Raw genomic sequence first — 14,139 nt, 5'->3', positions numbered from 1 at the left:
TGATTCATCGAGAGTGTTAAGGGAGGAGGAAGACCATGCCGACATCGACGAGAGACATAGTTCAACTGCTGCACGCTGCATATTCTTCCAAAGCTTCTGATCTGCACATCTCTGTAGGCTCTCCGCCGGTGATACGGATTGACGGCACACTTCAACCCATTGAAGGAGAGCTTGTCACATCCGGGGAGTCAGCAGCTATGGCCGGAATACTGATGGGGGAGCGCCATAGTAAGGTTTTTGATGAGGCGGGAGAGATCGACTTCTCCTTTCCGCTGGAGAATGGGGTCAGATACCGGGTGAATGTCTACCGGCAGCGCAGCGGCATCAGCATTGCCGCCCGGTCGATTCCGGCAGAGATTCCTTCTCTGGAACAATTGGGCATGCCACCACTTTTGGCTTCCCTGGCGGCTAAACCCCAAGGCCTCATTCTGGTTACCGGCCCGACGGGCAGCGGGAAATCCTCCACGCTCGCCGCTATGATCCACTCCATTAATCAATCGGAGAGCAAGCATATCGTTACCCTTGAAGATCCCATCGAGTTTCTTCACAGGCATGGCAAATGCCTGGTGGATCAGAGGGAAGTGGGCAGTGACACCGGAAGCTTCGCGAGCGGACTGCGTGCCGCACTCCGGCAGGACCCTGATGTGATTCTTGTCGGGGAGATGCGTGATCTGGAGACGATGGCTGCGGCCATCACAGCCGCCGAAACAGGGCATCTGGTGCTTGCCACGCTGCACACAACAGATGCACCGCAGACGATTGACCGGATCATCGATGCTTTTCCGGGACAGCAGCAGGGGCAAATTCGCTCCCAGCTTGCATCCGTCATGCTAGCTGTCATCAGCCAGCGATTATTGCCAAGAGCCGGCGGCCGGGGACGCCTATGCGCAACGGAGATACTGGTGAATACTCCGGCTGTTGCCAATTTGATCCGCACCGACAAGACTCATCAGATCAAGAATGTCATGCAGACGAGCCGCACGCTGGGTATGCACACGCTGGAGATGAGCATCCGTGACTATTTGGCACAGGGGCTTGTTCGCCCGGAAGCGGCCAAAGTATACATAAATGAGGTGAACGCCTGATGGCTCTGTTTGAATATCAGGTAAAAACAGCCGCAGGCAGGCCGATCAAAGGCAAGCTGACTGCTTCAGATAAGCCGGCCGCGATGGAGGAGCTGCGCAAGCGCGGCCTGACCGTATTTTCTCTGGTGGAGCGTAAGACCTCAATTCTGCAAATGGAGCTCTATATCGGAAAGCCGGTCAAGACGATCCATTTCATTATTTACTGCCGCCAGTTCGCTACACTGATGCGTGCCGGGGTGTCCATCCTGGAGGGTACCCGGATTCTGGCAGAACAGACGGAGAGCAAACCGCTGCGCAAAGCGCTGCAGGATGTCAGCTCCAGCCTGATGCGGGGGATTTCATTCTCCCAGGCGGTGCAGGACCATAAGAAGATTTTCCCTCCGCTGTTCGTCAGCATGATTCGTGCAGGTGAGGAGTCCGGCAATATGGAAGGTACGCTTGAGCGGCTTGCGATGTTCTTTGAGAAGCAGCACACGACAACTGAGAAGATCAAATCCGCACTAACCTATCCTATAACTGTCGGAGTGATGGCTATTGGGGCAGTTATATATCTTCTGTGGGCGATTGTGCCACAGTTCGTTACCATGTTCGAGTCGATGAACGCGGAGCTGCCGGCGATTACCAAGCTGGTGCTGGCTCTCAGCAAAAGTATTCAGGGACAGTGGTATTTCTGGCTGCTTGGCGTGCTGCTGCTGGTGACTGCCTTCCAGGTGGCCAAACGGACGGAGCGGGGGGCGTATGCGATTGATTATGCCAAGCTGAAGGTACCGGTGTTCGGCAAGCTGAATCAGAAAGGCTCGATCGCCCAGTTCACCCGCACGTTCTCGTCACTCTATGCCAGCTCTGTCCCGATTCTGCAATCGCTGGCGATTGTGGAGGAGGTGGCGGGCAACAAAGTAATTGGACAGTACATCCGCAGCGCTGGTGATTCCTTGCGTCAGGGTAATCCGCTCTCCGAGCCGCTGAAGAAGGCCTGGGTGTTTCCGCCGCTGGTTACACAGATGATTGCCATCGGAGAAGAGACCGGGGCACTCGACACGATGCTGTCCAAGGTGGCCGATTTCTACGAAATGGACGTAGAGAACACGGTCGACCGGCTGAAGTCACTGCTGGAGCCGCTGCTGATTGCTTTTCTGGCAGGTGTGGTAGGGGTTATTGTGGCAGCCATTATGCTGCCGATGTTCAGTCTATATAGCAATATGTGACCTTGCGCTTCGTTGTACATATGGAAAGGGGTAACGCCGGGGAGGGCGGCGCGTAGTCCAAGAGTTTTTGCTGGTGCTCGAAGATGGGGGAATTGTTGCGACATACCACTACTAAATATCAAGGGGGAAATCAAATGTTGGCACAGGCAATGAAAAGAAGACTCAGCAAGGAAGAAAATCAAAAGGGGTTTACACTGATTGAGCTTTTGGCGGTTATCGTTATTTTGGGGATTATTGCGGTGATTGCGATTCCTATGATTACTAATGTTATATCTAATTCCAGAAAAGATTCTGATGTTGCTACTGCTAAACAAATATATGATGCAGCACGTTTGTATGTCACTTCTGAAAAAGAAGGCAAATTTGCAGTAAGTGGCGGATTATCGGTAACGATTGGACCTAAAGCGACTACAACTTCTCTTATGGGGATGGGTTATCTGGATAGCCCTCTCTACTTACCAAGTACCAAGGCAGCAATTGTAGGAGGATCTGTATCATTCAATCCTGACGGTTCATTAAACTTAGTTACCTTGGATACTGGCACTACTGATCCAGATCCTTTTACCGCAACGGAAGTATTAAGTGGTGAACCAGCATCTAGTAGACAATAGTAGATTAAAAAGGAATCGGACCCATTCCGGTTCCTTTTTCACAATCCCCGAAAGGGAACTACGCCACTATGACTATAATAATCGCAAGCTATATTATGTTACTCGGCCTGGTACTAGGCTCATTCTTTAATGTTGTGGGATTGCGGGTACCGGTGGGTGAATCGCTGGTGCATCCGCCATCGCGGTGTCCTAAGTGCAATACCAGGCTTGGCGCACGGGATTTGATTCCGGTATTCAGCTATTTATTATCCGGCGGGAAATGCCGTCACTGCGGAGCGAAGGTATCTCCTGTATATCCGCTTGGAGAAGCGGCTACCGGGCTACTGTTCCTGTGGATGTATCTGGAGCTGGGGCTTACGCTGCAAGGAATCGCAGGGCTGCTGCTGGCAAGCCTGTCAGTCATCATCACGGTAGCCGATCTGAAATACATGCTGATTCCCAACAAAGTGCTGCTCTTTTTTCTGCCTCTCTTTCTTGTGCTGGTGCCTTGGATGGGGGACGGAGTACTTTGGGATCATTTGCTTGGCGCGTTGAGCGGCGGCGGAATTCTTTTGCTGATGGCTCTGTTTGGCGGCATGGGGATGGGCGATGTTAAGCTGTTTGCGCTGCTGGGCTGGGTTGTCGGCTGGCAAGGTGTCATTCTGGCCTTTCTAATAGCCTGCGCACTCGGTGCTGCGGTGGGAGGATGTTTACAGCTAGTTGGCGTTATCGGCAAAAAACAGCATGTGCCTTTTGGGCCTTTTCTGGTGACAGGCACCCTGCTTGCTGTTGTGTATGGTTCGGACATCATTGGCGCGTATCTCTCGTTTATCGGTTAGGAGGATCAATATCACATGCTTGTACCAGGTCATCGGGCGATCGGGATATCCATTGAGGAATCTGCGGTCCGCTATATCAGCTTAAAGCACAACAAGACATGGGAGGTCCGCAAAAAAGGGACTCTGGCTCTGCCTACAGGCATGATCGTTGAGAACCAGATCGCAGACAGCGAGGCGCTGCTGGATGTCCTCAAGCCTTGGGTGAAGCAGCAGGGGCTGCGCGGGGCGAAGGTGTCTTTGGCTATCCCTCCGGCGCAAATCATCATCCGCCAGATGGTCATTCCCAGCACCAATGAGAAGCAGCTGGATCAGCTTGTGAAGCTGGAGGTCGAGACTGGCCTTCACCTGCCTTTTGACAATCCTGTCTATGATTATGTTACAACCGGGGTCGACTTCGACGGGGATCAGACGCATTTGCTTGTATTTGCGGCGCAGCGGCTGCCGATTCAGCAGTATATTGATCTGCTGGAGAGCGCTGGCCTGCGGGTACGCACTGTCGAAATATCGGCCACTGCCCTTGCCCGCAGTATTCATCTCGTTCACGGAGAGGCATTCACAGAAACGATGCTGATCCATCTGGAGCGGTCAATGCTGGACATATATATGTTCCGGGACGGCAACCCCGTGTTTATCCGAACGATTAATGTAGCTGATCTGCAACAGAGCAGAATAGAGACAGCTTTTATCCCGGATATGGCTGTGTATGAAGCTGAAGCAGCGGCGGCGGCCGTAGAAGAAATGGAAGTAAGCTTGTCGCCGGAGCAGATGGTTGAGATTACGGCTGAAATCTCGCGGATGCTGAATTTCTATCAATACAGTCTGCATGACGGCAGTACGCGTATTGGTAATATCGTGATTACAGGCACTTCAACGGTACGGAGACAGCTCCATGAAGAGCTGCGCCAGTCTTTAAGTGAACAGGAGATCGTTCCGGTCCATCTGGATCAGTTGGAAGCGGAAGTGGCACAGGATGCTGAGCTGAATAGTTACCGGGTTGCTACAGGGGCCGCGCTCGGCAGCTCTATCCGGCATATTGATCTTTTTCCCAGAGAAGACCGCGAAGCGCGGCTTTTCCCCTATGTGGCCATGGTGCTGGCGGGGATCTGGCTGCTGGGGGCCATTGGAACAGGGATCTATTTTGCCTCCAACAAGGGCCGGATCAGCGAACAGGCAGAGCAGCTTCAGGGACTGCAGGACCGGAGTGCGATGATGCAATTGGAGCTTAGCAAGCTCAATAACAGCGGTTCTGTAAAGCTCGACCGTAAAGCAGCCATCGATGAAATTTTGAAGTACAAGCTGAATATCGTCTCTGTACTGAACGAGCTGGCCCAGGGGCTTCCACAGGGAAGTTCGCTCCGGACAATCAATTATATCTATCTGACATCCATTGATTTAACAGTGAACGTGCCTGCAATGGAGGATGCTTCTCTCTATTTGGCGAACCTCCGCAAAATGTCTTTTAGCGTGGAGGCTTCTATACTGAAGTTAAGCGAAGGAGATATGAAGGAGAATTCACAAGCTTCTGCATCACTGACCAAATCATACACAGCTGTGTATAAAGTGAACCTGGCGAAGGGGAATCCAGAGAAGGGCATTGGACAGAACAATCAAGGGGAGGCAGAGGATGATGGAACAGATCAATAAATACCGTTCGCCCATTGTGCTTGGCGTTCTTGTCCTCTTTCTGCTGCTGCTCGCATTTTTTATCTTTGGAGTGCGTCCGACAAATCATACCATTGAGGAACAAAACTTGCAGATGTCTCAGCTGGAGCAGCAAAACGGGCTTTTGCAAAATAAAATCAATGAACGGAAGAGCTCCTCTGCGGATCATCAGGAGCAGGAATCACTGCTCGCACAGCTTCCACGCGGCGATAACAGTGAACAGCTTATCCTGGACCTGAGATCCATCGGTACGCTTACGAATGCCAGGCTTAAGGATATCGGCTTTGCAGTGGGTGTGGGCAATCCGATACAGGAAATGACAGGCGCATCCGCAGCCGCGTTTCCTACGGTGAAGCAGTTGAAAATGACAGCGCTGGTGGAAGGAGATTACGCAAGTGTGCGCAACTGGATGACTGCGCTGCAGCTCCTGCCCCGCATTATAAATGTGGATTCTTTCAGCTTCCAGCAGTCATCCGGCAGTATCATATCCGCTAATATCGCCTTCACTGCCTATTACGAGGAAGCGCCGGAAGCTCCTAATAGCGGGCAGCAAGTTGCGGCAGGCGATCCAACTGAATAATTCCCAAGCATCCAAGATTCGTCTCCAGTTAAATGGGGGGCGGATTTTTTGCTTTCATCAGCGATCCTTCCGTTTTCATCCGGCTATAAATGGGGTGTTTTAGCTTACAAGCTATCCCTGGCTGAGTGTCCCGCAGGCGAACGGTCAAGGGCCCAACGAAAGCGTAGTAGTGAAGCTGAAGAAGGTGAACGGATATTGGAGAATTGACATGTCTCCGGACACCTTGTTCTGAAATGAACAGAGGCCTATAAAGTCTTATCTTTCCAAAAAGACGGCCGGACCCTAAATGTCCGGGCTGTCTTTTTGCTGCAGGAAGGGGCCCAGCAGCAAGTACTTCATGTACCATTCGCCCCATTCCATTCATCCCCGCACCCCATCCTCTACCAGTGGCTGCTTGCGTGAATCGGGCTGGATGGACTTACCCATGCCGCCCCGGTTGATGGCGATGATGCGTTTCTGCGCGTAGTAAGTGTCACGGGAGAGAAGCTTCTTCTCTACGGCTTTGCCGTCCACGAGACGGGTGATGTGCGTTTCAACGATATAGCCGGTTTTCCCGTTCTGGAGAATCCGGGTGCCGCCGCGCGGAAGTGAAGGGTCGCTCACGTATTTGTCGGCAGGTGTAAGTACCTCTATGGTCCGGGACTGGACAAGGAAGGTTACATTCTTCGGGAACGTGCCGAACAGCTTCACGGTTAAGGCGCGCCCTTGGACAGCAGCATGGATAATCAGGTATTTGCCGGTGTTGTTGCGGAAGCGGAAGTTGATATTGCCTTCGGAAAAGGTGGCATCCTGCCCTTTAGGCAGATAGCCCACCGGCAGGGAATGATTGCGCCGCTCCACGATTTCTAGGCCTGAACGCAGTGCAGCATTATACAGCGTGCTGGATACTTGGCAGATGCCCCCGCCTGTACCGGGCTGAAGCCTGCCGTTAACAATGACGGGCGCTTCGCGGAAGCCGGTATCTGCCTGGGCCTTCTGGATGGCTTTGCCATAATCAAAAACAGCGCCAGGAGGAAGCATGGTACCGTTGACTGCCTGAGCGGCAGCCTCGACATTGAAGGTGCGACCGGGTCCGCTGGCGCCGAGAGAGGTGCTGAACTGCGAAATCTTCCGCTCAATGCCCTGCTCCTTCAGTGCCCTCAGCGTGATCTCCGGCTGCTGTGTGCTAAGTGGAACTTCAAGCAGGATCTGTTTGCCCGTAAGGAGGTCTACACTACGGAATGACACGGGCACCGCCGCCTGCAGGGTGAGCACCAGCGCATGCCAATCCACCTCATAGGAGGTTTTCTCAGGCGTATACACCACACGGTCATCTGCGGTGATGCGCCGCTCAGCGTTCACGGGAACCCCGAAGGTTTCTTTTTCCCAGGCCGGGCTCAGACTTTTCTGCAGCACCGCTAGGTCCAGATGAACCCCGAGTTCCCAGCTGCGGGAAAAGCCCCAGCGGGCGCGTACCCGATCCAGCAGTCCTCCCCCGGAGAGCGTGTCCAGCCCATGGAGAAAATCCTCTGCCTCATACGTTATACCAGCCTGCTGTAGCGTAACCGGGAGTTCGGTATTTGGCTCAGCTTTCAGCACCAGGGGCAGCACTTCCAGCGCTTTCAGCCTGGCGGCAAGTCCGGTTCGCACCTCGGCAATCTTCATGCCACCGACATCCCAGCCGGCCAAAAGGGTCTTTGGGGGCAGTGTGCGCTGATTGCCATATAAATGAAGTCCTCCGGCAATAAGTGAGCCAGCCAGGAGCAGGCCAATTACCGCAATGAGGGCGGCGTGGATCGTTTTCATGAATGTTCTCCTTCTGTTGGGCGGATTTGCGCTAACGAAGGCGCAGGCCAGGGGTGACAGGCTTAACGAACGGTCTTTATAGCCGATATATATGAATAGGGAGGACCGGCGAAGAGACCTGTTTTATATTACGAAGAAATACAGTTTTTCAGATGGTAATGGACTCTTTTTATGTATATGTGCGATATCCGAAAAACTTTCGGGTACTCAAGCAGTAACGGATTTGTTACAATAGATACGCCTGCGGTATTCATGCAGTTTATGGAAGCTTCTGCGGTTTGCAGCGGAATATGTCAGAATCGGGAAGTGATGAAGTGATCGAAATGCAGGATGTGTGGAAGACCTATCCGAACGGAACCCATGCGCTTCAAGGCGTATCCGTCAAGATCGACCGCAATGAGTTCGTATACGTCGTCGGGCCGTCCGGTGCCGGCAAATCAACGTTTATGAAATTAATTTATAGAGAAGAAACGCCGACCAAGGGCCAGATCTCGGTAGGCGGGTTCAATATAGGCAAGCTGAAGCCGCGCAAAATTCCTTATGTCCGCCGGAACATCGGGGTAGTCTTCCAGGATTTCCGTTTGCTGCCGAAGCTGACGGCCTATGAGAATGTTGCGTTTGCGATGGAGGTTATCGAAGCTCCGAAGAAGGTGATCCGAAAACGCGTCCCTGAAGTGCTCGAATTAGTCGGCCTTCGCAGCAAAGCGAACCGTGAGCCCTCGCAGCTGTCAGGCGGGGAACAGCAGCGGATTGCCATTGCCCGGGCGATTGTCAATAACCCTGCCGTCATTATTGCGGACGAGCCTACCGGCAACCTCGACCCCGAGACATCATGGGGAATCATGCAGCTGCTGGACGAAATTAATTTTCGCGGGACAACCATTGTTATGGCGACACATAACAGGGATATCGTCAACAAAATGCGCAAGCGTGTACTGGCTATCGAGAACGGAAATATCGTCAGAGACCAAGTGAGAGGGGAATATGGTTATGAGTTTTAAAACCTTCTTGCGGCATGTGCGGGAAGGCTTCAAAAACGTATTCCGCAACGGCTGGATGTCGGTGGCTTCCATCACGTCCATTGTCGTCTCCCTATTCGTGCTTGGTGTCTTTATACTGCTGGTGCTTAATGTCAACGCTGTCGCTAACAAGGCGGACAGCCAGGTGCAGATCAACGTGCATCTTACCCTGAATACCGACCAAAAGATGCGTGAAACGCTGGAAAATGAAATCGGCAGCATGCCGGAGGTCAGCAAGGTGACGTTCGTCTCCAAGGAGCAGGGGCTGAAGGACTTCCGTAAGGATATGGGACCGGATGCCGCCGAGCTGTTGGAAGGCTTTGATGAAGACAACAATCCGCTGCCGGACAAGCTGCTGGTAGAGGTCATCCAGCCGACAACGGTTCCGTTTGTGGCGGAGAAGATAGAAGCACTCAACAAAACTCATAAAGAACAGCCGATTTATAAAGTGAATTATGGCAAGGGCTCAGTAGAAACACTTTTCAAAGTGACGAAGGCGGTACGCAACATCGGGTTTATTTTTGTAGCCGGACTGGCGCTGATGTCGATGTTCCTGATCTCCAACACGATCCGGGTTACGATTCTTGCCCGCCGCAAGGAGATCGGGATTATGAAGCTGGTGGGTGCGACGAATTATTTTATCCGCTGGCCGTTCTTTATTGAAGGAGCACTGATTGGACTGATCGGTTCGCTGGTCACCTCAGGAGCACTTTATGTAGGCTATAGCAGTCTCGTGGCTTCCGTGGAGGGAGATCCAATGCTGGGGCTGCAGCTGATCCGGTTCGAAGATATTTGGGTTCTGCTCTGCGGGCTGCTCGTTGGCCTGGGCGTGCTGATCGGTGTATGGGGAAGTACCGTATCGATCCGCAAGTTCCTGAAAGTATAGTGTCTGGTCCAGCATCAAGGTGAAGCTGACTATCATACAAGACAAAGGACGGGGAGTGCGAGTTGAAGAAGATTGCTGCCGGATTGACCGCAGTGTTGCTGGCTGTCACGCTATTCCAACCCTCTGACGGATATGCCAAAAAAACCACGGTCGCAGAAATCGACAAGCAGCTGAAGCAGCTGCAGCAAGAGGTCCAGGATGCCAAGGCCGTGCAGGATAAGGCGGCTTCACGCAACCAGGAAGCCAAGCATTATTTGAATAAGACGAATCTTAATCTCCAGTATGTTTTGGATCAAATTGTTCAGGTCAAAGGTGAGATGACCGATATTTCCGGCAAAATCACCAGCACGGAGAAATCGCTTACCGTCACAGCCAACGAGCTGGATGAGGCAGAAGCGCGTGTGGCGTCCCGTGAGAAGCTGCTGGAATCGCGGGTCCGTCTAATGTATACCGACGGTGCGGTCTCCTACTTGGATGTGCTGCTCTCTTCGACAAGCTTTTCCGATTTCTTGGACCGGGCGGATTCGCTCAAAATGATAGTGGATCAGGATCAGGACCTCCTGGTGCAACACAAGCTGGACAAGCAGACGGTCATTGCCAAGAAACAGGAGCTCGAAGGGCAATACGCCCAAGCCAAGCAGCTGTACACGGATCTGGAGTCCCAGCGCAGTGTGCTGAAGGAGAAGGAGGCGGAGAAGCAGGAGCTTATCGCCTACTATGACAAGGAAATTCAGGAATCGGACGGTCTTACGGAAGAGCAGGATGCGAAGCTGGTGCAACTGGCCAGCGCTCGTTCGCTGCTTGAGAATAAGAAGGACCAGATCAAAGCGGAAGAAGCTGCACGCAAAGCGGCCGCTGCCAAAGCTGAAGCTGCGCGCAGAGCCGCTGCCGCAGCCGCGGCAGCCAAAGCCCGCGCGGCCAGCAGCGATTCAGGTTCAAGTTCGGCCAGCAGCGGGGAGTCCTCCGATTATGCCGGTGGAGGCGGGCCATTCCTGCTTCCTGTGGGAGCGGTGCGGATTTCTTCACCCTATGGGCTCCGTACACATCCGGTCACGGGTGAAGTAGGCAAAATGCATACCGGTACGGATTTTGCAGTTCCGCAAGGGACGGACATCCATGCTGCCGACTCCGGTACGGTCATTGTGGCTGAATGGTGGAGCGGTTATGGATATACCGTAGTAATCGACCATGGCGGCGGGGTATGGACGCTTTATGGTCATATCCGCGAGGGTGGCATTAAGGTTAGTGTAGGTGACCGGGTGTCACGGGGCCAGACCATCGCTGAATCAGGCGCAACCGGCCGCGTCACCGGTCCGCATCTGCACTTTGAAGTGCGGATTGACGGCAAACCGGTGGATCCGATGCCTTACCTGTAGGGCTGCGGAACGAGATAAGATGAACTTGGATTACGACTATACCCTAATATGAAAATCTAAAGTTCAGCTTAATAATAAATATTAATTAACTTTGCGGCATATACTGGAAGAGATACCGTTCTTTGCAGAACGGCTGTGTCTTGGGCTTCATAAGATGGACAAGAAGGGACGGTGGGAACATCATGTTGAAGAAAAGCACAGCGGCGTTTATGATCGTCGCCGCCCTGCTGTGCGGCAGCCTGCTGACTTTGGGCGTCACCGGCTATGCGGATATATTCGGACAAGCCGCGGGTGAAAGTGCGGCAGCAGCGGTCGTACCGTCTGGCGGCCTGCAGGAGAAAGAGTCGCAGAAGCTAGGAACCGCGATGAGCCTCATAGAGGGCTATTATTACCAGGACGTAGACCGGACGAAGCTGATCGACGGTGCCGTCAATGGAATGATGGAGGCACTGGGCGACCCGTATTCGAATTATATGGGCAAGGAAACCGCTGAGAAGTTCGAGGAGAGCATTGAAGGCTCGTTCTCTGGTATCGGAGCGGAGGTCTCCTCGGATAACGGCAAGGTCGTCATCGTATCCCCGATTAAGGGTTCTCCCGCCGAGAAAGCCGGACTCCAGGCCAAAGACGTGATTCTGTCGGTCAATGGGGAAACGCTCGAAGGCAAGGAGCTGAATGCTGCGGTAGCCAAAATCCGCGGGCCTAAGGGAAGCAAGGCTACCTTAAAGATTCAGCGTACCGGATCTGCGGAACCTCTTGAATTTGTCCTTACCCGCGACGATGTGAAGCTGGAAACGGTATACGCCAAGCTTGGCAAGGATGGCGTAGGCATCATCGGGGTGACCCAATTCTCCATGAATACTGCCAAGCGTTTCGAGGAAGAGCTTGGCAAGCTGGAAAAACAGGGCATGAAGGGCCTCGTCATTGATGTACGTAATGATCCGGGCGGTGTACTGCCGGTAGTAATTGAGATGGCAGAGCAATTCGTTGCCAAGGGCAAAGCCATTGTTCAGGTGGAGCAGAAAGGCAAGCCTACTGAAGTTAGCAAGTCTGCAGGCTCAAGCAAAAATTACCCGGTTGTCGTGCTGATGAACAAGGGCAGCGCAAGTGCCTCGGAGATTCTGGCCGGAGCTCTGCAGCAATCTGCAGGAGCCAAGCTGATCGGAGAAAACTCCTTTGGCAAAGGCACAGTCCAGACCAGCTTCGACAAGCAGCTTGGTGACGGCAGCCTGCTGAAGATTACCATTGCCAAATGGCTGACGCCAAACGGCACATGGATTCACGGCAAGGGCATCAAGCCGGATATTGCGGTGGCCCAGCCGGATTATTTCTCAGTAGCGCCAATTAACAAAAGCGTAACCCTGCAATACAACATGAACAGCGCGGATGTGAAGAGCGCGCAGACGATGCTGGACGGTCTGGGCTACAAGCCGGGACGGAAGGACGGATATTTCGATACCGCAACGAAGGATGCGGTGAAGAAATTCCAGAGTGCGTCCAAGCTGAAGGTGACCGGCAGCATTGATGCGAAGACCGCCGAATCACTGGAGCTCGCGCTAATCAAAGTAATTCAGGACCCGGTGAATGACAATCAGCTGAACAAGGGAATTACCGAGGTTCAGAAGGAAATTCAGGCATCGTCGTCGAAAAAGTAAGAAGGCTGATTCCAGCCTTCTTTTTTTAAAACCTTAATAGGCCTGGGCGCTAAACGCTGCAGATCATCACCACCCGGACGTAAAGGAGTGTGACGAACGGTTTGAATGAAATGCCGGAACTGCTTACAAGCTGGGGCACAGCAGTTGTACATTTGCTGATACAGCCCTATTACTATATTGCAATCCTTTTTATTGCTGTTTATTACCGCAGACAGATAGCGCTTGAACGGAAGCTGATCCATGTGAAGCTGCACAGCTGGGGGCAGGAGACCTGGCGAACGGTATGGAGTGGTCTCGTTATGGGTCTCGTCGTTTCTCTTGCAGCTGTGGCCCTGGGGATTTCGCTCACGGGTACAGCAGTGGCCTGTATTTGGGTCACCAGTCTGGTGCTTATGCTCTTTCGTGTTCGTTATTTGTGTTTTGCCTATTCCATAGGCTTGCTTGGAATCATCCAATTTGTCCTGTCGTTCTTTCCGGGTATCCTGCAGAGTGGACCAGCAGGTACCATCGCCACCGCGCTGCGTGAGATGGATATCCCCGCACTGCTGGTGCTGGCTGCACTGCTGCATCTGGCCGAAGCGCTGCTGGCGCGGTGGCAAGGCGCAAGGCTGGCCACGCCACTCTTTCTCAAAGGCAAGCGCGGCAAGGTGGTTGGCGGCTATCAGCTGCAGGCTTTCTGGCCGCTGCCGCTGTTCCTGCTGATACCTTCGGGCGCAGGAATCGGGGATCTGCCCTGGCACCCGCTGCTGGGCGGCGGGCTGGGCCTGGTGTCCCTGCCGGTCATCATCGGCTTCAGCGAGATGACCCAGGGCATGCTGCCCGGGCGTAAGAGCGCCCGCACAGCAGGACGTCTGCTGTTGTACAGCATCATCCTGCTGGCGTTAAGCGGGCTTGCCGCCTGGTGGAGCCCGCTGACCGTGCTCGCGGCGCTCGCGGCGGTGCTGCTGCACGAAGCTCTGGGCTGGTACAGCGCTCTGGAGGAGCGCAGTCTAAGCCCCCTCTTCGTGCACCCCGCAGCCGGCCGCAAGGTGCTGGCCGTGCTGCCGGACAGCCCTGCGCAGGAGCTGGGCATCCTGCCGGGCGAGATCCTGCTGAAGGTCAACGGGGTTCTGTTGACCGATGCCGCGCAGCTGCATGAGGCGCTGCGCATGAATCCCGCGTTCTGCAAGCTGGAGGTGCAGAACCGCGAAGGCGAGAGCAAGTACCTCCAGCGAGCGATCTATGATGGCGACCATCATCAGCTCGGCATCATACTGGTACCGGAGCCGGACGGCTCGGTCACCGCAGAGGCCAAGCCGTCCAGCATCTTCAGTATCATCTCCATGAAGACTGGAGAAGGCCGCCGGAGCCAGCCGTCAGCGAGGCTGGGACGTGCCAAAGGCGAAACTGTAGAGCCCAACCAGGAATCCGCCGGCGTCTAGCCTTTTTACACGTGCATACTCCATCGAACCAAGCCAAAG

Annotated in this window: 12 protein-coding genes; 11 read left to right on the top strand and 1 reads right to left on the bottom strand. The window is 53.7% G+C overall.

All coding sequences use genetic code 11. The annotated features are described in order from the left end of the window. Window positions 1–35: 35 nt before the first annotated feature. The 6 genes from A3844_RS15980 to pilO all read left to right on the top strand — a co-directional run bounded on the left by A3844_RS15980 (window position 36) and on the right by pilO (window position 5,961). Window positions 36–1,085, top strand: a complete 1,050-nt coding sequence (locus A3844_RS15980; RefSeq protein WP_074107896.1) for a type IV pilus twitching motility protein PilT — start codon at window positions 36–38, stop codon at window positions 1,083–1,085. Next, window positions 1,085–2,290 carry a type II secretion system F family protein gene (locus tag A3844_RS15975; protein ID WP_074107895.1) on the top strand — a complete coding sequence of 402 codons (1,206 nt, stop codon included), beginning with the start codon at window positions 1,085–1,087 and terminating at the stop codon, window positions 2,288–2,290. The genes A3844_RS15980 and A3844_RS15975 overlap by 1 nt, the downstream gene beginning before the upstream one ends. A gap of 134 nt (window positions 2,291–2,424) precedes the next feature. Further along, complete coding sequence (locus A3844_RS15970; RefSeq protein ID WP_074107894.1) at window positions 2,425–2,901, top strand: prepilin-type N-terminal cleavage/methylation domain-containing protein; 477 nt, start codon at window positions 2,425–2,427, stop codon at window positions 2,899–2,901. A 68-nt stretch (window positions 2,902–2,969) separates the two neighbouring features. Continuing rightward, window positions 2,970–3,719 (top strand): prepilin peptidase, encoded by a 750-nt coding sequence (locus A3844_RS15965; protein ID WP_074107893.1) that lies wholly within the window; start codon window positions 2,970–2,972, stop codon window positions 3,717–3,719. 15 nt (window positions 3,720–3,734) lie between these two features. Further along, the gene (gene pilM / locus A3844_RS15960) at window positions 3,735–5,363 is read left to right on the top strand and encodes a pilus assembly protein PilM (protein WP_074107892.1); all 1,629 of its coding nucleotides are present in this window, start codon (window positions 3,735–3,737) and stop codon (window positions 5,361–5,363) included. Beyond that, complete coding sequence (pilO, locus tag A3844_RS15955) at window positions 5,344–5,961, top strand: type 4a pilus biogenesis protein PilO (protein ID WP_083606880.1); 618 nt, start codon at window positions 5,344–5,346, stop codon at window positions 5,959–5,961. The genes pilM and pilO overlap by 20 nt, the downstream gene beginning before the upstream one ends. A 360-nt stretch (window positions 5,962–6,321) precedes the next feature. Here the strand turns inward: pilO and A3844_RS15945 are convergent, their stop codons facing one another. Beyond that, a complete protein-coding gene (locus A3844_RS15945; protein ID WP_074107889.1) occupies window positions 6,322–7,746 on the bottom strand; it encodes a VanW family protein in 1,425 nt (474 codons plus the stop codon). A 314-nt stretch (window positions 7,747–8,060) separates the two neighbouring features. Between A3844_RS15945 and ftsE the strand changes: the two genes are divergently transcribed. From ftsE to A3844_RS15920, 5 genes are all read left to right on the top strand, one after another. Beyond that, window positions 8,061–8,747, top strand: coding sequence for a cell division ATP-binding protein FtsE (gene ftsE, locus A3844_RS15940; protein WP_074087436.1), 687 nt, complete (start codon window positions 8,061–8,063; stop codon window positions 8,745–8,747). Further along, on the top strand, window positions 8,737–9,651 hold the full coding sequence (gene ftsX, locus A3844_RS15935) for a permease-like cell division protein FtsX (protein WP_074087258.1): 915 nt from the start codon (window positions 8,737–8,739) through the stop codon (window positions 9,649–9,651). The genes ftsE and ftsX overlap by 11 nt, the downstream gene beginning before the upstream one ends. A 62-nt stretch (window positions 9,652–9,713) precedes the next feature. Then, window positions 9,714–11,027, top strand: coding sequence for a murein hydrolase activator EnvC family protein (locus A3844_RS15930; RefSeq protein WP_074100468.1), 1,314 nt, complete (start codon window positions 9,714–9,716; stop codon window positions 11,025–11,027). Between the two features lie 182 nt (window positions 11,028–11,209). Then, the gene (locus A3844_RS15925; protein ID WP_074107888.1) at window positions 11,210–12,679 is read left to right on the top strand and encodes a S41 family peptidase; all 1,470 of its coding nucleotides are present in this window, start codon (window positions 11,210–11,212) and stop codon (window positions 12,677–12,679) included. Between the two features lie 101 nt (window positions 12,680–12,780). Next, entirely contained in the window at window positions 12,781–14,100 is a 1,320-nt protein-coding gene (locus A3844_RS15920; protein WP_425270606.1) for a PDZ domain-containing protein, read from the top strand. The last annotated feature ends 39 nt before the right edge of the window (window positions 14,101–14,139 follow it).

The organism is Paenibacillus helianthi (assembly GCF_001909055.1).
Taxonomy (GTDB): domain Bacteria; phylum Bacillota; class Bacilli; order Paenibacillales; family Paenibacillaceae; genus Paenibacillus_AQ; species Paenibacillus_AQ helianthi.
Note: the sequence above shows the minus strand (reverse complement) of the source record. Positions and strands in the feature narration are given on the sequence as shown.